The organism is Anoxybacillus tepidamans PS2 (assembly GCF_000620165.1).
Taxonomy (GTDB): Bacteria; Bacillota; Bacilli; order Bacillales; family Anoxybacillaceae; genus Anoxybacteroides; species Anoxybacteroides tepidamans_A.
This window is the reverse complement of sequence record NZ_KK211085.1, coordinates 40,286-59,493: the sequence shown is the minus strand read 5'-3', so window position 1 is coordinate 59,493 and position 19,208 is coordinate 40,286. Positions and strand designations below refer to the sequence as shown.

Genomic DNA, 19,208 nt, shown 5'->3' with positions numbered 1-19,208 from the left:
AAGGTAATTACCTTGACGTTTATTTTGTGATTTTTGTTTGCCGTGTTGCAAAGTCGACGTTTGGATAATAGCTGTTTTTCACAAGGACGTTTGGTCCAAGGCATTGAACAGATGGGCAGTGGCAATTCAGTTGTTTCGCAAGAGCGGAATTCATCCACCTTTCGTATGCTGTAAGCAATGTGTCATTCTGAATGTTGCCGAGCGAAGGCTCATCACCAAAGTCCGTGACGATGATTTCACCGGTAAAAATATTCACATTTAAACGTGAACGGCCGTCCGGGTCATTGCGAACAGTCACATTTTTGCTTGTATATAGGCGCTTTAGCAACGCAAGATCTTCTTCGTTGTCACTGCAAGGGTAAAACGGCAGCGTGCCAAACAACATCCACACATTTTCATCACGGATATCCAGAAGATGATGGATGGCTGCCCGTAATTCATCGAGGCTTAACGTTTCAAGGGCGCTTGCGAAATCGCTCGGGTACATTGGGTGTACTTCGTGGCGCTTGCACTGCATTTCATCGACAATTTGGCGATGGATTTTTTCTAAATGCGGCAGCGTCCGCTTGTTCAGCATCGTTTCCGCCGAAACGATAACGCCCATTCGTGAAAGCGCCCGCGCATTTTCAATCATTCGCTCGAAATACGCCTCGCGCTGACGGATGTTTGGCTTTCGCTCCATCATCGCAAACCCGCCTTCGACGAAATCATCCATCGTGCCCCAATTGTGCGAAATATGAAGTACGTCTAAATAAGGAGTGATTTTTTCGTAACGCTCCAAATCTAATGTCAAATTTGAGTTAATTTGTGTCCGCACGCCGCGTTCGCGGGCATATTTTAAAAGCGGCACGACGTATTCGTTCACCGATTTAAGCGAAAGCATCGGTTCTCCGCCCGTAATGCTTAACGAACGCAAATGCGGAATTTCCTCTAGGCGTTGAATGAGAAGCTCAAGCGGCAGCGCCTCCGGGTCTTTCGTCTGCAATGTATAACCGACAGCGCAATGTTCACAGCGCATGTTGCATAATGTGGTCGTCGTAAATTCGATATTTGTCAGCTGCAACGAGCCGTATTGTTCCACATCCAAATACGCTTCCCACGGATCATAGGACGGCGTGATGGGTTCAAGTGCTACACGAGCCATACAATTCTCCTTTGCTTTTTGAAATGTAACCATGTTCATTATAGACGATTGTTATTTCTTGAACAATGATGTACGATGGAAAAGAAGGGAGCGAATGATAGTGGGCAACGCGGTACAAGACAAAGACTTGCAGCTAAAATATTTGAAAGAGCGATTGAATATGTTTCTTCACATGATCGATTCGCTCGATCCGGAATCCACAGAATTAGAAGACATTGATCGTTTGATCGAAGTGATTGATTCGCTAGAGCTAAAATACGAGCAGTTCAAAAAAGATTGGTAAAAGCCGCTTTCTGTCGGCTTTTTTCTTTTTTCCAATGTCATCCGTTTTCATTGGTTGGCAAAAAGGAGTATAATAAAAACGAAGTGTACATGGATACATACGATGCACAAAGGGGAAGGGGCGTTTAGCGTGGAAAAATTCCAAGAAAGCATGTATCAGCTTATTGTAGAGACGTCAACAAAACTGCCAAAGGACGTAAGACGTGCGATTGTGCGCGCCAAAGCGAGAGAAAATGCGGGCACGCGCGCGGCGATGGCGCTTACGACCATTGCGGGAAACATTAAAATGGCGGATGAAAACGTGTCGCCTATTTGCCAAGACACAGGACTACCAACATTTAAAATTAAAGTGCCAGTCGGCGTCAATCAAATTAAAATGAAAGAAGCGATTCGCAACGCGATCGCACAAGCAACAAAAGACGGCAAACTTCGTCCGAACTCCGTTGATTCACTGACAGGAGAAAATAGTGGAGATAATCTAGGTGACGGTGTGCCGGTTATTAAATTTGAACAATGGGAGAAAGATTATATCGATGTTCGTCTTATTTTAAAAGGCGGCGGCTGTGAAAACAAAAACATTCAATACAGCTTGCCTTGCGAGTTAGAAGGTCTTGGACGAGCTGGCCGCGATTTGGACGGCATTCGCAAGTGTATTTTGCATGCGGTTTATCAAGCGCAAGGCCAAGGCTGCAGCGCCGGCTTTATCGGCGTCGGCATCGGCGGCGACCGTTCTTCCGGCTATGAACTAGCGAAAGAACAATTATTCCGCTCTGTAGACGATATCAATCCAAACGAGGAGCTTCGTCAATTAGAAGAATACATCATGGAAAATGCCAATAAGCTTGGCATTGGAACGATGGGGTTCGGCGGTGAGACGACGCTTCTTGGCTGTAAAATTGGCGCGATGCACCGCATTCCTGCAAGCTTTTTCGTTTCTGTCGCTTACAACTGTTGGGCATTCCGCCGCCTTGGCGTGAAAATCAACCCAGAAACAGGCGACATTCAAGAATGGTTGTATCAAGAAGGCGAAGATGTTGATTTCGCCAAAGAATTAGAAAAAGCAGAAGAGAAGGCTTCCGTCAATATGGGAGAAACGCGTGAAATTGTCTTGGAAGCACCGCTTACAGAAGAGCAAGTGCGCCAGCTGAAAGTGGGCGATGTTGTCCGCATCAATGGCATGATGTACACAGGACGCGATGCGATTCATAAATATTTGATGGATCATGATGCGCCAGTCGATCTGAACGGCCAAATTATTTACCACTGTGGACCGGTGATGTTAAAAGACGAGGAAGGCAAATGGCATGTGAAAGCGGCAGGTCCGACAACAAGTATTCGTGAGGAGCCTTATCAAGGCGACATTATGAAAAAGTTTGGCATTCGTGCGGTCATTGGAAAAGGCGGCATGGGTGCGAAAACGCTCGCGGCGCTCAAAGAGCATGGCGGCGTGTACTTGAACGCGATCGGCGGAGCGGCACAATATTATGCAGATTGCATTAAATCAGTCGAAGGCGTCGATCTTTTAGAGTTCGGCATTCCAGAAGCGATGTGGCACTTGAAAGTAGAAAACTTTACCGCTGTCGTCACGATGGACTCGCATGGCAACAGCCTTCACGAAGATGTAGAAAAATCATCGCTAGAGAAATTAGCGCAATTTAAAGAGCCTGTGTTTAAATAATCATTCAATAAAGCCCGCAAGCATTTTAGTTTGCGGGCTTTTTATGTACCACAGTTCTTAGACGTTGTATGTCAAAGTTACTTATTAATTGCGATGGAACGCAGCTTTTTGTCTAATATTTGCCCTTTGATAAACGGGATAACCCAGCGGTCTAGCCCGATTTTCCCCGCATTAACCCCTGCGGCAACAAGAAGCATTCCAATTAGGACCATTTGTGGATTGGTGCTAGTTGTTCCTGAAAACATATAGGAAAAATTCATAACGAGCCCCATCAATAAAGCCAAACTAGTAAAGCATCCTAAAATAAGCCCAAGACCGACGAGAAATTCTCCCCAAGGAACGAGCGCATTAAAAAACTCAACATGAGGCAGCGCAAAACTAGCAATAAAATCAGCCCACCAAGGCTGAACTGCCGGATGGTCACCAGATGCTTTTTCTAATGCTCCTTTCAAAAAACCGGTGGCATCAAAGTGGCCGTCAGCGATTTTTTCCCAACCAGCCTGCAGCCAAACGAAGCCAAGATATAGCCGCACTATAAACAGTCCATAAGGTGCATAAGCGTTTTCTCGCAAAAACTGAATCATGATGAAAATCCCTCCTGTTTGATATTGATAATCTTTATCAAATATAAATGATATTGATTATCATTATAAATTGATTTTATGTGTTTCGAGAATAGATAAAAGGAACGAAATAGAGGCGGATAAATGGGCATGAGGACATAGTTTATATGTCTCATTGAACGATTTCACTTATTCATTTCATCACTTTATGTAAAAAATGGATTGGTTAAAGTAGCAAAAAAAGAAAAAACTATTTTTGGTCACCAATTTTTGAGGAGGGACATCATGAAACGGTTCATGATATTGTTATTACTATTCAGCACAGTGGTTTATGCATCTCCGCATGATGCTTCTGCAATTTCCAATAAGGCAATTCATTGGGGATTTGCTAAAAGCAAAAACCATCAACCTCCTTCCGCCGGTAAAGAATGGGACGAACTGCTTGCAAAATACGATGCATTTTATTTAGGGGATACAAAGAAAAAAGAGATTTATTTGACGTTTGACAACGGCTACGAAAACGGATATACGGCGCAAATTTTAGACGTCCTCAAACAAAAACGGGTTCCAGCGACGTTTTTTGTCACCGGGCATTATCTAAAGACGGCTCCCGATTTAGTAAAGCGCATGGTGAAAGAAGGGCATATTGTCGGTAACCATTCGTGGCATCACCCGGATTTGACTCAAGTAAGTGATGAACGTTTACGTAAAGAATTAGAATCGGTTCGGAAAAAAACAGAGGAATTAACGGGGCAAAAGGGAATGATGTATCTTCGCCCGCCGCGCGGAATTTTTAGCGAACGAACGATGGCCATTGCCCGCGAGCTAGGCTATTACCATGTGTTTTGGTCGCTCGCTTTTGTTGATTGGCACACCGACCAACAAAAAGGCTGGCAATATGCATATGATCAAATTATGAAACAAATTCATCCTGGGGCGATTTTATTGCTTCATACCGTTTCGAAAGACAATGCCGATGCGCTCGCGAAAGTGATTGATGATTTGCGCAAACAAGGGTATACATTTAAGAGTCTGAATGATTTAATGGCGGAAAAGATGATGTTTTCTCCGCTCATATTAACCCTTTGAACTTTCTTCAAAGGGTTTTGTTTCGTTATAATAAAAGGCAAAAAGGAATGAATACATATGTGGCAACAACAAATCCGTGTGAACGCCCCTTATGATTTTTCGCGCGTATTAGAGAGGCTGGCACTCGACCCGCTCTCTATAGTCGATATCGAACGTCAACAATTAACGGTGCCGCTTTATATTCGCAACATTCCTGTTGCCGTGTCAGTGCAAAGCATCGGCGAAAAATCCAACCCTGCTTTTCTAATTGAAGCCGCACATCCAGAGTTGAAAGAAGAAATTATAAAGCGCCTTTCCCATATTTTTCAATGGGATGTGTCGCTAGCACCGATCCAGCAGCATTTCTTGCAAACAGAGTTGCGACAGCTGTTTCTTGAACATGAAGGGACGCCTCTTATTTTGGATTTCGATCTTTATTTTTGTTTAGTAAAGTGCTTAATTCACCAGCAGCTCAATTTAAAATTTGCCTATCGCTTGACCGAACGGTTTGTAAAAACGTTTGGAATGGAACAGGACGGCGTATGGTTTTACCCGCGTCCTGAGGAAATTGCTAAACTGGAGTATGATGATCTGAAAGCGCTGCAGTTTAGCGGCAAAAAAGCTGAATATATCATTGACACCTCGCGGCTGATTGTTGAAGGAAAATTGCGATTAGACGAATTGGCGCACGCAGCCGATGAAGAAGTGGCAAAAGTGCTGCTTCCGGTTCGCGGCATCGGCCCGTGGACGGTGCAAAACTTTCTTTTATTTGGGCTCGGTCGGCCAAATTTGTTTCCGAAAGCCGATATCGGATTGCAGCGAGCGATTCAAAAGCTGCTGCAGCTAGAAAGAAAACCGTCGATGGAGCAAATGGAAGCGCTAAGCAAGCATTGGGAACCGTATTTGAGCTATGCCTCGCTATATTTATGGAGAAGTATTGAATAGGAGTTGAACTCATGGCAACAGCAATTACCATTCAAAAAGGGCAACAGTTTCCGCTGACGATTAAGCGGCTCGGCATTAACGGAGAGGGAGTCGGCTATTTTAAAAAACAAGTTGTATTTGTTCCAGGCGCGCTTCCGGGAGAAGAAGTCGTTGTTGAGGCGACGAACATTCATCCAAAGTACGCCGAGGCGAAGATTAAAAAAATACGCAAAACCTCGCCGCACCGTGTCACTCCGCGCTGTCCCGTTTACGAGCAATGCGGCGGCTGCCAACTGCAGCATTTAGATTATCAAGCGCAGCTTGAAGCGAAGCGCGATATCGTCATTCAAGCATTGGCACGCCATTGTCGCCTTCCGGTTGAAACGCTTGACATTAAGCCGACGCTCGGTATGGATGACCCATGGCATTATCGAAACAAAAGCCAGTTTCAAGTCGGGAAACGGAATGAAAAAGTGATCGCTGGCTTGTACGGTTTAGGCTCGCATGAACTCATTGACATTTCCGAATGCGCGATTCAGCATCAAGCGACGAACCGCGTCACGAAGATTGTCAAAGCGGTGTTAGAGGATTTGCGCATCCCGATTTATAACGAACGGAAGCGGACGGGAGTGGTGCGGACGATTGTCGCCCGCGTCGGGTTTCAAACGAAAGAAGTGCAAGTCGTGTTGATTACGGCGCAAAAAGAACTGCCGCGCCAAGAGCTGCTTATTGCGGAAATTCAGCGCCGCCTGCCGGAAGTAAAGTCAATCGTCCAAAACGTGAACGGACAAAAAACATCGCTCATCTTTGGCGAAGAGACGTTTTTGCTTGCCGGGGACGAATACATTCAAGAAGTGCTTGGCGATCTTTCGTTTGAACTGTCGGCCCGCGCCTTTTTTCAATTAAACCCGGTGCAAACTGTGAAGCTGTATGATGAAGTGAAAAAAGCAGCCGCGCTTACAGGCAAAGAAAAGATCGTTGATGCGTATTGCGGCGTTGGAACGATCGGACTTTGGCTCGCGAAAGATGCGGCGGAAGTGCGCGGGATGGACACGATCGGTGAAGCGATTGAGGATGCGCGCAAAAACGCCGCGCGCCACGGTTTTCACAACGCGGTATATACCGTTGGAAAAGCAGAAGATGTTCTGCCAAAGTGGGTGAAAGAAGGCTGGCGTCCCGATGTGGTTGTCGTCGATCCACCGCGGACGGGCTGCGATGAAGCGTTGCTGCGCACACTTTTGAAGGTGAAACCGAAGCGAATCGTCTATGTGTCTTGCAACCCGTCAAGCCTCGCGCGCGATGTCGACCGCCTATCAAAATCGTACCAAATCGACTACATCCAGCCTGTCGACATGTTCCCACACACCGCCCACATCGAAAGCGTAGCGAAGCTCGTGTTAAAGGTGTAAAGCCAAAATAAACTCCTGCCATTTAAAATAAACCTTTGCCAAAATCAAAATAAAGTGGTGACAAAGAGGGGGAAGGAGGCAGGGAAAGGGGAAGAGGCGAACGAGAACCCCTTATCCCTCCAGCCTTCCCCCTCATTCCCTATCACAACTTTATTCTCAATCATAATAAAGTCGTGGCAGAAAAAATCGAAATGAAAATTGAGAAAATGGGCGATTTGTGCATGACTTTATTTTAAATGGAAGGAATTAGGGGGGGTAGGAATGAGGGGTTGAGAAGGGAGGAGTGGCAAGGGTTTATTTTGACTGCACATAGTTAGGATGAAAAAAGAGCTGTAAGGAAAACACAGGAATCCGCTTTTTTATTTAGGGAAGAGGGGGAAGGGTGACCGATAGGAAGTGTAAGCATTTCTAAACAATAATTGTTGTGTAATTATTGTAGAAATGGGGTTCGAACATGAAGGAAGAAATTTGGTTATTAAAAATTCATAACGCATTAAAAGAAGGTAAGGATAACTATGAAGCTGCTCGTGGAAATTGGAAGATAAACAAAGGCAGAATTCCGTATATTCAATATGTCGCTGGAGTTAGCGGTGGAAAAGTTGTTTGTGCATTCCATCCTTCAAAGTGGGAAATTATCGAAGAAGGAGCTGAGAAGGGCAGAAAATGTTTTGAAGGCACTGAAGTTCCTCTGGAGATATTGAAAAAGTTACAAAAGGCAGAAGAAAAAGTGTTGAAAAAATTTGGGCGTGGTAGTGCGGTTGTCTATATTTCCTTGTCCGAATTGAATAGTATCTTACTAAAATAAGCTATTTTCTAACCTTGTTGTTTTTAAAACAATAAAGTATAAGGAAATAGCTTTTTTATTTCCTACAAGTCATCATTTATTGTAAATTTATGTTAGAGAATTTTCTCATCTAAAGTTATAATAAAAATAGCTAACAATTCCCTGACCTATAGCGATGTCGAACAACGGGTGATTGAAATGGAAAAGGAGTGAAAATAAATGAAAGTTCTCAAGGTGTCCCCTCATATCTACAAGTTGGAAAGTTGGTTTTTACTAAAAATGAGCGCTTGGATTGTTAGAGACGATGACGGTGTATATATTGTTGATACGGGCATGGAATTTATGGGAAAGAGGATTTTAAAGGAGGCTGAAAAGCTAGGCAAGCTAAAGGGCATCCTTTTGACGCATGGTCACTCCGATCATGTTGGTGGATTAAAAAAGATATTAGATGTAAAAAAAGTCCCTGTTTATGTTCATAAACATGAAATTAAATATATGGAAGGAAAGGAACCTTTTCCAGGCAGAAAAAAAGCGCAGTCTCTTGTTCCGCCAGGTCTTGTACAGCCACCCGAGGAGTCGGATGGGGGCGCATTGAAAAATATAGGAAACCTCATTCCATTTCATACACCAGGACATGTTGTTTACTATCACGAGAAGGACCGCGTTCTCATTAGCGGGGATTTATTTACCTCTAAAAAGGGGCAATTGAAACCACCTATTGCCATGTTTACTGCCAATATGGAAGAAGCGATTGAAAGTGCTCGCATTGTTAAACAATTGAACCCTCACATTGTAAGCATTTGTCACGGAGACGATGTAGAAGAACCCCATAAACAAATAGACAAATATCTAGCACAAATATGATCCTTCCTAATCTAAATTTTATTCTCCATCATAATAAAGTCGCGGTGAAAAAAGCAAAACAGTGGATGGCTAGTGCAGAATTTTATTTTAACACATATTCAGAAGCTATAAAAAATGATGATGTACAATAAGAAGATCGACTATCCAAAAGCAGATGTTAGCCGTTGGAATTCGATTGGTTGCTTTATTTGGATGATATGAAAAAAGAGTTGTTTGCCCTGTTGCTTACGGCCTTAATAGGCGTTGGACAGCCGTTTCGACAGTAAACATACGTTTGTTCAACGCTTCTGTTTTGTCATCTACATATTCCAGAATTTTTTCGTTATATAGCCCGAGGGTGTTTATGATATTTTTTGAAGCTGCTCTTGCCCTTTTTTTAATTTGATAAGTTCAAATCGTATTTCTTCCTGTCCTTGTTCCAAGCGCTCTAATCGTCCGCTTACTTTTTGCAATTCGACTAGAATTTGTTTTAGTATATCTTCCACTTCTAACTCCCCCCCATCGCAATTTCTTTTCATTATAACATAGGTTGAACATAGAAAATGAGCGATTTATCTTTTAATTCGCGAAAGAAGAAATAGACATTTTTTCCTTATATAATAATCATAACAAACGTAAACTAAGCTTAACGAACCGCGGCATCGATTGGCCGCAAAAGGAGATGACAACATGAACGCAGAATGGAATTTTGATAACAGCTATGCACGCTTGCCGGACCGCTTTTTCAGCAAGCTCTCGCCCACTCCTGTACAATCGCCGGAATTGGTCATATTGAACCGGACATTGGCTGAATCGCTCGGACTAAACGCAGAAGCGCTCGCAAGCGATGAGAGCATCGCGGTGTTTGCCGGAAACCGGATTCCGGAAGGAGCCGAGCCTCTGGCGCAAGCGTATGCGGGCCATCAATTTGGCCATTTTACGATGTTAGGGGATGGAAGGGCGATTTTGCTTGGCGAACAAATGGCTCCAAAAGGCGAGCGGTTTGATATTCAGCTTAAGGGGGCTGGAAGAACGCCGTATTCGCGCGGTGGGGACGGGCGCGCGGCGCTTGGGCCGATGCTTAGGGAATACATCATTAGCGAAGCGATGCATGCGCTCGGAATTCCGACAACGCGCAGTTTAGCTGTCGTGACAACGGGTGAGGTCATCTATCGTGAGACGGAGTTGCCAGGAGCGATTTTAACTCGCGTTGCGTCGAGCCATTTGCGCGTCGGCACGTTTCAATACGCGGCCAACTGGGGAACGGTTGAAGAGCTGCGGACGCTCGCGGATTACGCGCTTGAGCGGCACTTCTCAGGTTTTGAAGAAGCGCAAAATCGCTATCTTTTCTTTCTTCAGGAAGTAATCAGGCGCCAAGCGGAGCTGATTGCGAAATGGCAATTAGTCGGCTTTGTTCATGGAGTCATGAACACCGACAATATGACGATCAGCGGCGAGACGATCGACTACGGTCCGTGCGCTTTTATGGACACGTACAACTTAGCGACAGTGTTCAGTTCGATTGACAGGCAAGGGCGTTATGCGTACGGCAATCAGCCGTATATTGGCGGCTGGAATTTGACAAGGCTCGCGGAAAGTTTGTTGCCGCTGTTGCATGACGATGAGGAACAGGCAATTGAGTTGGCGCAAGAGGCGCTTTCGGAATTTCCAAATCTGTATCAGCAACATTGGCTTCGCGGCATGAGGGCGAAACTTGGCATGTACACAGAAGAAGAGCAAGATATTGCCTTGATTACCGACCTCCTTAACATCATGCAAACGCATGAAGCGGATTATACGAATACGTTCCGAGCCTTGACACTCGATCGGCTTGAGACGATGCCGCTATCTTGCGTAAAAGAATTCCGCGAGTGGCATGAGCGCTGGCAAGCTAGGCTTCAAAAGCAACCTCAATCAACGGATGAGGTACATGAGTTGATGCGCAACAGCAACCCGGCCATTATCCCGCGCAATCATCGTGTGGAAGAGGCATTAGAAGCGGCGGTCGAACGCGGTGATTACAGCGTCATGGAGCGCTTGCTTCAAGCTCTTTCTAATCCGTATGCGTACTCGCCGGAACAAAATGAGTACGCCGAGCCGCCAGCGCCGTCGGATCGTCCTTATCGAACGTTTTGCGGAACATAATAGTTCATACTAAATTAGAGAGCTTTTATGGCTCTCTTTTTTGTGTACCTAGCAGAAATAAATGAAAAAATAAAACAATAGGGTGGAAATCTAACGAAAATGGTAATGAGGTTGTAGAATGGGGTGGGGCTCTAGATGAGGTTAAACTTATTATAGTAGATATGTTCTCTGAAGAATTTGTAAATAAGATTCATCTAGCATTACTTTAAATAATCGTAGAGGTCTGTTTTTTAAAGTATCGATCGATTATATATACATCGTGGCAGTAAGAGTATTAAATACATTGATAAAGTAGAGAAAATGTGATAAATTAGTATAGAAACACGCTTTTTCTATTTTTTTAAATAATATCCCTATTATAATTGTACAACAAAACCCAGCTTCAGTCAACTCTTATTTTTTATTTTTTCAAAGGAGTGATTGGCGTGAAGGAACTTCGGCAGGAACAAGAACGACTGGACAGCGTTATGGAGATGATTGCGGAGCAAATCGGCCTATTAGAAAAAGAAACCCTCCGGCGTCGGAAAGAAGTGATTGACATCCGCAGACACTTTTGGGATGACGTCAAGGTGAATACAGATACGTTCGACGATTATCTTGAGACGATCATCGGTTTGAGGCAGCAGGCGCAAGCTCTGTCTGTAAGCCAAAGCACCCACAGACATGCTTTCAAGAGATTGTCCACGCTACGCCGCATGCAGGAAGTGCCTTATTTCGGCCGAATCGATTTTATTGAAGAAGGGGCTTCCGCTGCTGAACGAATCTATATCGGCATTTCGACACTCATGGATGCAAGTGGAGAAAACATTTTGATCTATGACTGGCGGGCGCCGATTTCGAGTATCTACTATGATTATCTACCTGGTCCAGCCGAATATGCGACGCCTGACGGTATAATCCGTGGCATAATGGAGAAAAAATGGCAATATATCATCCGTGATGGTGTTATCCAATCGCTATTCGATACTGGTCTCACCATTGGTGACGAGATTTTAAAGCAGGTACTTGGCAAAGGTACAGATAAATACATGCATAACATAGTGGCCACGATTCAACAGGAACAAAATCGAATCATTCGACATGATCGCGGGCGGCTGCTCATTGTTCAAGGAGCCGCTGGCAGCGGCAAAACATCGGCTGCGCTGCAACGAGTCGCTTATCTACTTTATAAGTATCGGGATCGGCTTACATCCGATCAAATCATTCTATTTTCCCCTAATTCGATGTTTAACAGCTATGTATCCAATGTGTTGCCTGAACTTGGCGAAGAGAATATGCAGCAGGTCACATTCCAAGAATACTTAGATCACCGACTAAGCAATGAGTTTGAAGTAGAGGGGCCTTATGAACAACTGGAATATGTGTTGACCGCTTCAAACGACCCGTCATACGAGACGAGGAATGCGAGCATCCGGTTCAAGGCGTCGACACGTTTTTTTGAAACGATCCAAACATACAGCCAGTCCCTACAATTATCCGGCATGTTATTCAAAGATATGATTTTCAGGGGAAAGCCAATCATCACCGCCAAACAGATGGAGGAAAGGTTTTATAACAACGATGCCCCGCCCCGTCTCCATAACAGGCTTGAGAAGTTGGTGGAATGGCTCAATAAACAATTAGACGAAGCGGAGAAATTGGAACGAACGAAGTCATGGGTGCGAGAAGAAATAGAGTTGCTTAGCAACGAGGATTACCAAAAGGTTTATGCCCACTTGCGAAAAAAACGCGGCTTTGAAGAAGACTCGTTTATCGATTATGAAAAAGCGCTCGCCCGTTTGGTCGTTCAACGGAAAATGAAGTCGTTGCGCAAATGGATACGGACGCTTCGTTTCATTGATACGAAAGGAATATACAAGCAACTTTTCACCGACCCAACGCGGATCAAACAGTGGATGGCAGGGGAAACCCCTAAAAAATGGGAGGATATTTGCCAATTGACTGTGAACATGCTGGATGCGGGCAAACTGTGTTACGAAGATGCTACTCCATATTTATTTTTGAAAGAGTTAATTCAAGGCTTTCAGACAAATAGCACGATTAAACACGTGTTTGTGGACGAAGCGCAAGATTATTCTCCGTTTCAATTTGAATTTTTGAAACGTTTGTTTCCTTCAGCAAGGATGACCGTGCTTGGTGATTTTAACCAGGCGATATTTGCCCATGCCAGCGAAATGGTTGATTTTCATACACTTAAAAGCTTATACGGCCCTGATGCAACGGATGCGATCACCTTGACGCGCAGCTACCGATCGACAAGGCCGATCATCGAATTTACGCGCGGACTCGTGCCTGGCGGTGAACGGATTATCCCTTTTGATCGCGATGGCGATCGGCCAGTGCTCGAGCAATTATCTAATTACACCGAGCTACACCGCTCGATTGCGTCGAAAGTCGCTGATTTGCGGAATCAGGGGTACAATACGATTGCCATTGTATGCAAATCTGTGGCGGAAAGCATCGCTGCATACGAAGCATTGAGCCATGTCGAAGGCATAAAGCTTGTCAAGACCGGATCAACCGAATATGAGCAAGGAGTTGTTGTCATACCGGCGTATTTGGCCAAGGGGATCGAATTCGACGCTGTCATTATTTATAACGCGTCGGCGCAAATCTATGGCGATGAGAGCCTGCGCAGATTGTTCTACACCGCCTGCACCCGGGCGATGCATTACTTGCATCTTTATAGTGTAGGGGAACCGAGCCCCTTTTTGCGCAACGTTGAGCCGGGGAGTGTACTTTTGATCGAGAGATGAGACTCCGTTAAGAGACGAGAGACTTCTCAGCGGAGATGTTGAAATTGAGCCGCTTTATTAGCGAAACCATGATCTTGACAAAAAAGAAAACATGCCTTTTTTCTTTGAGCTTTGCTATACTAAGTCTATATAAAAATTCTCGGTTAAGGAGTGATGTTATATGGTGATGACAAAACATGAGCCCGTATTCAAAACGATCATAGAGGGGCGCTTTTTATAACCGAGGCAGGAACGGAATAAAAAGATTCCTCTATGATCTGCACGTTTCAGATCAAACCATTTTAGGAGGAATCTTTATTGAAATTGGAAATGTTAGGTTGGAACGGATTTTTTCAAGAGAGCTTCAATTCTTATGACAACGAAGAATTTTTGGCAGGTCGAGTGATTTTAGAACATAAACGTCTCTATAGAATTATGACGGAGCATGGTGAGCTTCTCGGCCATTTAGCTGGAAAGCTGCGCTATCAAGCAGCAAGCCGCGAGGACCTCCCGGCTGTCGGGGATTGGGTTGTGATTCGGCCGCAGCTCGATGAGAACAAGGCGACGATTCAAGCAGTTTTGCCGCGAAAAAGCAAATTTTCGCGGAAGGCGGCGGGCGATCGGGCGGAGGAACAAATTGTGGCGGCCAACGTCGATATCGTGTTTCTCGTGAGTGCACTGAACCAGGATTTCAATGTGCGGAGGATTGAGCGCTACTTAATTCTCGCATGGGAAAGCGGCGCTAAACCGGTCATTATTTTGAACAAAGCCGACCTTTGTCCGGACGTAGATGACCGGATTGCCGAAGTAGAGTCGGTAGCGTTTGGCGTGCCAATTCACCCAATTAGCGCGTTGCACGAGGACGGCTTAGAGGCGCTTCAGCCGTATTTGGAGCCTGGCCAAACGGTCGCTCTGCTTGGCTCTTCCGGCGTCGGCAAATCGACGCTAATGAACCGGCTGCTTGGTGAAGCGAGGCAAGACGTGCAAGAAGTGCGGGAAGGAGACGATCGCGGACGGCATACGACGACGTACCGCGAATTGTTCGTGCTGCCCTCTGGGGCTTGCGTCATTGACACGCCCGGCATGAGAGAGCTTCAGCTTTGGGAAGGCGAATCAGGACTTACGGAGACATTTGAGGATATCCAGCAACTAGCGAGCCAATGTTATTTCCGGGATTGCCAGCATCAAAGCGAGCCAAAATGCGCTGTCAAAGCGGCGATTGCCGACGGGCGGGTAGCACAAGAGAGGTATGATAGCTACCTCAAACTGCAACGGGAGCTCGCGTTTTTTGAAAGAAAGGCAAACAAAAAAGCCCAGATTGAGGAGAAGGAGCGGTGGAAAAAAATTAACCGCGATCTTCGTAAATTCTATAAAAACAAATAGCGTTGGTGGAAGAAAGTCCGCTTCAATATTGGAGCGGGCTTTTTATTTGAAAAAAATGTCGTTTTATATATCTTTATATAAGAATATATCGTGAATTAAGATATAAAAGAAAAGGAGGTAGTTTAATGGAATTGAATACAATAATAGAGAGGCTTAACGAACAATGGACGGACATCTACTATTTATTGCACTATGTGCACGAGGATCAGCTTACCCACCAAGCGATCCGCCTATTGCAACATATTGAAAAAAATGAGAATGCAACTATCGGGGATTTAGCCAAACAATTGAATGTGTCCCATAACACCGCTTCGGAGCATACAAAAAGACTCATTCAAAAGGGGTTTGCCAAAAAACAAAGAAGCAATGTAGATGAAAGGAAAGTGTTCGTGACTTTGACTGACAAGGGAAGGGACGTCTTGCATCGGCATACGCGGCTTGATGAAAACAAGCTAAAGAAAGTTTTAGAGAATTTTAGCGCATCAGATTTAGAGTTGCTTCAGAAGGCTTTTTCCTTGCTTAGTGAGGGGGCGAAAAAATGTTTGCGTTAGTCAAAATCGTCATCTCGGCTATTGTAGTTGGCATTGTCACCGAGATAGCAAGAAGATTCCCTTCATTCGGAGGAGCTGTAGCGGCATTGCCATTGGTAAGCTTATTAAGCTTATGTTGGCTTTATGCTCAAGGTGAGGGAGCGAAAAATTTAAGTAAATTCGCTTTCGGTGTTTTATGGGGCCTTCCGTCGACAGCGTTGCTATTGTTAATTGTGGCTCTCTCGTTAAGAGCTTCGTTTTCTCTTATCTTAATCAATCGGGTTAGGAATAGGGGGATGGGGTGTGTTTTTCATCCTGCAAAGCCTTGTAGTTCGATATTTGTAGTTTATCTTCCTATGAGGCGGAAGTTTTGATTGTTAATAAAATTTGAAATTGTGTATAATTTAGGTAGAAAATCAAACGTGAGGGATGTAGTGATGCGACGATACGAAACCCCCCGTCTTGTGCTTCGGGAGCTGGATGAAACATTTGCTCTGACAGTATTAAGTTATTATCAAAGAAATAAAGATTTCTTGCAGGAATGGGAAGCAGAAAGGTCAGAAGAGTTTTTTACATTAGAATATCAATCTGAAAGATTAAGACAGGATATTGAACTAACCAAATCTGGAACGGTTCTTAAGTTATGGTTGTTTCATAAGGATGACAAAGACTTTTTTAAAACGATTGATTGTATTAATTTTAGCAATATTGTTCGAGGCATTTTGCAATCATGCATTTTAGGCTATAAGTTAGACAAAGACGAGCTGAATAAAGGATATATGACAGAAGCGCTGCAAAAAGGAATCGACATTATATTCCAAGAATATCAACTTCATCGAATCGAAGCTCCGATTATGCCGCGAAACCATGCTTCGATTCAAGTCGTCAAAAAGTTAGGGTTCGAAAATGAAGGGATCGCGAAAAAGCTGTTGAAAGTGAATGGCAAATGGGAAGACCATATGAGATGGGTGCTTATTAACGAAAAGTGTTAAGCTGTATAAAATTAGGGGGAGAAAGAACGTTGCGGACGGTTAAACTCTATTTGTTGCTTGCGCTATTCATTCTGTTAATGGGTTGTCAATTGGGCGCGACTTCTTTTCAAGGTGAAAGCAAAAACTGGTCAGCGGAAGTGGTACTGCAACAAAATGGTGCCGGGGAAGATAGACGTATCGTATTAAAATATAAAGGAAAAGATGTAGACACCGTTGGACGATTCCAATACTCGTTGCAGTCAACGGATTGGTCTACTAGCAAAGAAGGGATTGAACTTAATAAGGAAGGTATATATGTCGATAATGGAGAAATCAGTGCCAACGCCCCAGACTCCGGCGAAAAGTTAACCATGACAATTGAATGGGACGGAAAAGCGGAAACGTTTCGACTGGAACAGAAAAAATAACGCTCAAGGCAATCAAGTCTTGAGCGTTTTTTCGTGGCGTTATTGCTTTTTCTTAACCTGCCAATGGCCCTTGTTGAACATAAGGAGCCCATTGAATCGTTCATAGAGCGCGTACAATGGATATAAGGTGCCGAGAAACACGATCACAGTCGGCACTTTGTCAATGACAGGCCAGATGCTAGACAAATATTCTTTGACTTTTACGCCTAAAAAGACAAACAAAGGAACGGCAATTGCGGCCAGAAGCAACAAAAACGGCGTGACGCGCGTTTCTTTCAGTTTTGCTTGGCAGTGCGGGCATTTCATCGTAAACGGAGAAGAAAACTCTTCAAAATCCTCGAGCGTAATCGGTTTGAAGCATTGCGGACATGGGACGGATGTTTTCATTGCTGTCTCCTCCTTATAAAATCAATGGTACGTTCTTAATGATGATGATAAAGAAAAATAGATTCATTTGGAACAGGGATAAATTAACAAAAGAAACGCAAAGGAAATGTCCCTCCTTTTGTCGAATTTATAAAAAAGGGGTGAAAAATATGAACTTAGATTCACCGAAATTTCATGCGCCGAAGATCGACCCGCAATTGTTGGACAATCCCAACTTAGCAAGCGGGCTTTACCGGCGGATTGTCGAGATGATTCATGACTTTGAGAGGCATTTGGATGAAGAACACGAAATCGGCGTCAGACTTGTTTCCTTTGGGCAGACGATACAGTTCCATATAGAAGATATAGGATACTACAATCCTAGTTTAGTTATTTTTTCCGGCAGGCTTGAAAATGACGCGCGGGTTGAATTGGTGCAGCACGTGTCGCAAATCAGCTTTTTGCTTATGGCGCTGCCGAAAAGGGATGAAAGTAAGCCCGCGCGGCGAATAGGGTTTAACCTTGAGGAAAGCGAATGAAGGGCATCCGCATCGTCGGGTGCTTTTTCATTTAAAATGAAGAAGTCGCAAGGGATGAAATAGAAACATAATATAATCCCCCTTATGAAATGCTTATTTGCTTTCCTCTCCGTTAGAAACATCATTTCTCCCCCACAATCCCATCACTTGGTTTGGAATTCGAAATTTACACTGTGATAAAAATCTGTATCGGAAATGAAAGCAATTTGAAATCTACCGAAAAAGTATGTTCGCTAGAATGTGAGCGAGGCAACGAGGAAATTTTTAACATATCCACCGATTCATCTCACCTCTAAACGGAGTGTAGGTGGGGAAGGTTCATTGAATACTGGCTTCATCAAATCGAAGCTCCGATTATGCCGCGAAACCATGCTTCGATTCACGTCGTCAAAAAATTAGGTTTTGAAAATGAAGGAATAGCGAAAAAATTGCTAAAAGTGAACGAAAAATGGGAAGATCATATACGATGGGTTTTGATAAATGATGGGGTGTAAAGAGCTATATATTTCATAGTGAACTTCTATATTAGGTATGTAGATTGTACGATGGTTAAAGCCGGTAAGGACGCAATTATATGTTATTTTTTGGACAATATTGTGTTGGGAAGGGGGAATGATGGAAGAGGAATTAAAAGCTTGTATTTAGCCATATCATTCTGTATTTCTTAGTAGAATAATCGATCACCAACAATGCAACAGCATGTAAACAGGTCACTTATAAAATAAAAAACGCTCAGAACATAAAAAAATCTGAGCGTTTTTCGTTTTGTCTAAAATAAACAATGACTGATTTTTATGAGTTTACAGTGTTTCGAGAAAACGCCGTATCCTGCCATTTTTGATAAAGGTAAATTAAGACAGCGGCAGCTTGAATAATTAAAAATCGTCCAAGACTGTTTATATTAAATTCGACAATATCTAAAGATTCGTATATCCTCATTGTCCCGAAGGCATAAATGGCATCAATGATTGCATTTGTAAGCATGTACGTTAAAAATCTGTTGAAAGTAAAGCGCAAAACGATTATTGGCATGATTACATAAAGACTGTAAACTACAGGGCTCATACAAGTTAAAGGGAAAATCGTTTGTTTTACTGTCCACCAATCTAATCTTTCGCCTAATTGGAAAACAACCGTCATAACGAGGGCGCTAAAGAGACCGGCAGGCATAAATCGTTTAATACTTTTTTTATCGAGAAAGATTAACAAAGCCCAAGGTACAATTAAGAATGCCCACAGTAAAATTTGACTAAGCATTGTATTCGTTCCTTCCATAAAAGATGTACATTCACATTCTTAACAAACGAGTTGTTTTTTATAATCAAGAAAACACAGGTTAACGAAATGATAATGAGACTATAAAATGAATCAACTGAAAAAGTATTTGCTTCCAATGTACTTCCCCAAACACTAACA

General features: G+C 43.6%; 19 protein-coding genes and 2 pseudogenes. 16 read left to right on the top strand and 5 right to left on the bottom strand.

The features are described from left to right. Positions 1 to 19: 19 nt before the first annotated feature. Positions 20 to 1,144 carry a radical SAM/CxCxxxxC motif protein YfkAB gene (yfkAB, locus tag N667_RS0117695; protein WP_027410726.1) on the bottom strand — a complete coding sequence of 375 codons (1,125 nt, stop codon included), beginning with the start codon at positions 1,142 to 1,144 and terminating at the stop codon, positions 20 to 22. A gap of 100 nt (positions 1,145 to 1,244) precedes the next feature. Here yfkAB and N667_RS0117690 point away from each other — a divergent pair, with 100 nt between their 5' ends. Both N667_RS0117690 and N667_RS0117685 read left to right on the top strand, forming a co-directional pair. Beyond that, positions 1,245 to 1,427, top strand: a complete 183-nt coding sequence (locus tag N667_RS0117690) for an SE1561 family protein (RefSeq protein ID WP_027410725.1) — start codon at positions 1,245 to 1,247, stop codon at positions 1,425 to 1,427. Positions 1,428 to 1,556: 129 nt separating this feature from the next. After that, positions 1,557 to 3,104 (top strand): fumarate hydratase, encoded by a 1,548-nt coding sequence (locus N667_RS0117685; RefSeq protein WP_027410724.1) that lies wholly within the window; start codon positions 1,557 to 1,559, stop codon positions 3,102 to 3,104. Positions 3,105 to 3,181: 77 nt separating this feature from the next. Here the strand turns inward: N667_RS0117685 and N667_RS0117680 are convergent, their stop codons facing one another. Beyond that, positions 3,182 to 3,691, bottom strand: a complete 510-nt coding sequence (locus tag N667_RS0117680; RefSeq protein WP_027410723.1) for a DoxX family protein — start codon at positions 3,689 to 3,691, stop codon at positions 3,182 to 3,184. A gap of 261 nt (positions 3,692 to 3,952) precedes the next feature. Here N667_RS0117680 and pdaA point away from each other — a divergent pair, with 261 nt between their 5' ends. The 5 genes from pdaA to N667_RS0117655 all read left to right on the top strand — a co-directional run bounded on the left by pdaA (position 3,953) and on the right by N667_RS0117655 (position 8,716). After that, entirely contained in the window at positions 3,953 to 4,756 is an 804-nt protein-coding gene (gene pdaA, locus N667_RS0117675; RefSeq protein WP_027410722.1) for a delta-lactam-biosynthetic de-N-acetylase, read from the top strand. Positions 4,757 to 4,813: 57 nt separating this feature from the next. Continuing rightward, a complete protein-coding gene (locus tag N667_RS0117670; protein WP_027410721.1) occupies positions 4,814 to 5,680 on the top strand; it encodes a DNA-3-methyladenine glycosylase family protein in 867 nt (288 codons plus the stop codon). An 11-nt stretch (positions 5,681 to 5,691) separates the two neighbouring features. Further along, positions 5,692 to 7,068, top strand: a complete 1,377-nt coding sequence (rlmD, locus tag N667_RS0117665) for a 23S rRNA (uracil(1939)-C(5))-methyltransferase RlmD (RefSeq protein WP_035099328.1) — start codon at positions 5,692 to 5,694, stop codon at positions 7,066 to 7,068. Positions 7,069 to 7,522: 454 nt separating this feature from the next. Further along, positions 7,523 to 7,873: a hypothetical protein gene (locus N667_RS0117660; RefSeq protein WP_027410719.1), complete on the top strand. Its 351-nt coding sequence runs from the start codon at positions 7,523 to 7,525 to the stop codon at positions 7,871 to 7,873. Between the two features lie 198 nt (positions 7,874 to 8,071). Then, positions 8,072 to 8,716: an MBL fold metallo-hydrolase gene (locus N667_RS0117655; protein WP_027410718.1), complete on the top strand. Its 645-nt coding sequence runs from the start codon at positions 8,072 to 8,074 to the stop codon at positions 8,714 to 8,716. Between the two features lie 341 nt (positions 8,717 to 9,057). Here the strand turns inward: N667_RS0117655 and N667_RS19905 are convergent, their stop codons facing one another. Next, positions 9,058 to 9,201, bottom strand: a complete 144-nt coding sequence (locus N667_RS19905; RefSeq protein ID WP_156936160.1) for a hypothetical protein — start codon at positions 9,199 to 9,201, stop codon at positions 9,058 to 9,060. A 184-nt stretch (positions 9,202 to 9,385) separates the two neighbouring features. Between N667_RS19905 and N667_RS0117645 the strand changes: the two genes are divergently transcribed. The 7 genes and pseudogenes from N667_RS0117645 to N667_RS0117615 all read left to right on the top strand — a co-directional run bounded on the left by N667_RS0117645 (position 9,386) and on the right by N667_RS0117615 (position 16,887). Further along, positions 9,386 to 10,840, top strand: a complete 1,455-nt coding sequence (locus N667_RS0117645) for a protein adenylyltransferase SelO (protein WP_027410717.1) — start codon at positions 9,386 to 9,388, stop codon at positions 10,838 to 10,840. A gap of 425 nt (positions 10,841 to 11,265) precedes the next feature. After that, positions 11,266 to 13,596 (top strand): RNA polymerase recycling motor HelD, encoded by a 2,331-nt coding sequence (helD, locus tag N667_RS0117640; RefSeq protein ID WP_035099325.1) that lies wholly within the window; start codon positions 11,266 to 11,268, stop codon positions 13,594 to 13,596. A 297-nt stretch (positions 13,597 to 13,893) separates the two neighbouring features. After that, complete coding sequence (rsgA, locus tag N667_RS0117635) at positions 13,894 to 14,958, top strand: ribosome small subunit-dependent GTPase A (RefSeq protein WP_027410715.1); 1,065 nt, start codon at positions 13,894 to 13,896, stop codon at positions 14,956 to 14,958. Positions 14,959 to 15,083: 125 nt separating this feature from the next. Continuing rightward, positions 15,084 to 15,509, top strand: coding sequence for a MarR family winged helix-turn-helix transcriptional regulator (locus N667_RS0117630; RefSeq protein ID WP_027410714.1), 426 nt, complete (start codon positions 15,084 to 15,086; stop codon positions 15,507 to 15,509). After that, a pseudogene (locus N667_RS19010) lies at positions 15,497 to 15,833 on the top strand (DUF3147 family protein). Before N667_RS0117630 ends, N667_RS19010 begins: the two are co-directional and overlap by 13 nt. Positions 15,834 to 15,925: 92 nt before the next feature. Next, entirely contained in the window at positions 15,926 to 16,480 is a 555-nt protein-coding gene (locus N667_RS0117620) for a GNAT family N-acetyltransferase (protein ID WP_035099356.1), read from the top strand. A gap of 29 nt (positions 16,481 to 16,509) precedes the next feature. Continuing rightward, complete coding sequence (locus N667_RS0117615) at positions 16,510 to 16,887, top strand: hypothetical protein (protein ID WP_027410712.1); 378 nt, start codon at positions 16,510 to 16,512, stop codon at positions 16,885 to 16,887. Between the two features lie 39 nt (positions 16,888 to 16,926). Here N667_RS0117615 and N667_RS0117610 read toward each other — a convergent pair whose 3' ends face one another. Beyond that, a complete protein-coding gene (locus N667_RS0117610; RefSeq protein WP_027410711.1) occupies positions 16,927 to 17,274 on the bottom strand; it encodes a hypothetical protein in 348 nt (115 codons plus the stop codon). A 149-nt stretch (positions 17,275 to 17,423) separates the two neighbouring features. On the opposite strand from N667_RS0117610, the gene N667_RS0117605 reads away from it, so the two are divergent. Next, on the top strand, positions 17,424 to 17,792 hold the full coding sequence (locus tag N667_RS0117605; RefSeq protein WP_027410710.1) for a DUF6173 family protein: 369 nt from the start codon (positions 17,424 to 17,426) through the stop codon (positions 17,790 to 17,792). A gap of 317 nt (positions 17,793 to 18,109) precedes the next feature. After that, positions 18,110 to 18,286, top strand: a pseudogene (locus tag N667_RS19670) (GNAT family N-acetyltransferase); the annotation flags it as partial. Positions 18,287 to 18,584: 298 nt separating this feature from the next. Here the strand turns inward: N667_RS19670 and N667_RS19005 are convergent. Further along, a complete protein-coding gene (locus N667_RS19005) occupies positions 18,585 to 19,049 on the bottom strand; it encodes a hypothetical protein (protein WP_035099323.1) in 465 nt (154 codons plus the stop codon). Positions 19,050 to 19,208 lie beyond the last annotated feature (159 nt).

What these genes read in the sequence shown, in the direction of transcription:
- yfkAB (WP_027410726.1), bottom strand. Translation starts at nt 1,144, where the DNA reads ATGGCTCGTGTAGCACTTGAACCCATCACGCCGTCCTATGATCCGTGG.
- pdaA (WP_027410722.1), top strand. Translation starts at nt 3,953, where the DNA reads ATGAAACGGTTCATGATATTGTTATTACTATTCAGCACAGTGGTTTAT.
- N667_RS0117670 (WP_027410721.1), top strand. Translation starts at nt 4,814, where the DNA reads ATGTGGCAACAACAAATCCGTGTGAACGCCCCTTATGATTTTTCGCGC.
- rlmD (WP_035099328.1), top strand. Translation starts at nt 5,692, where the DNA reads ATGGCAACAGCAATTACCATTCAAAAAGGGCAACAGTTTCCGCTGACG.
- N667_RS0117660 (WP_027410719.1), top strand. Translation starts at nt 7,523, where the DNA reads ATGAAGGAAGAAATTTGGTTATTAAAAATTCATAACGCATTAAAAGAA.
- N667_RS0117655 (WP_027410718.1), top strand. Translation starts at nt 8,072, where the DNA reads ATGAAAGTTCTCAAGGTGTCCCCTCATATCTACAAGTTGGAAAGTTGG.
- N667_RS0117645 (WP_027410717.1), top strand. Translation starts at nt 9,386, where the DNA reads ATGAACGCAGAATGGAATTTTGATAACAGCTATGCACGCTTGCCGGAC.
- N667_RS0117630 (WP_027410714.1), top strand. Translation starts at nt 15,084, where the DNA reads ATGGAATTGAATACAATAATAGAGAGGCTTAACGAACAATGGACGGAC.
- N667_RS0117620 (WP_035099356.1), top strand. Translation starts at nt 15,926, where the DNA reads ATGCGACGATACGAAACCCCCCGTCTTGTGCTTCGGGAGCTGGATGAA.
- N667_RS0117610 (WP_027410711.1), bottom strand. Translation starts at nt 17,274, where the DNA reads ATGAAAACATCCGTCCCATGTCCGCAATGCTTCAAACCGATTACGCTC.
- N667_RS0117605 (WP_027410710.1), top strand. Translation starts at nt 17,424, where the DNA reads ATGAACTTAGATTCACCGAAATTTCATGCGCCGAAGATCGACCCGCAA.
- N667_RS19005 (WP_035099323.1), bottom strand. Translation starts at nt 19,049, where the DNA reads ATGCTTAGTCAAATTTTACTGTGGGCATTCTTAATTGTACCTTGGGCT.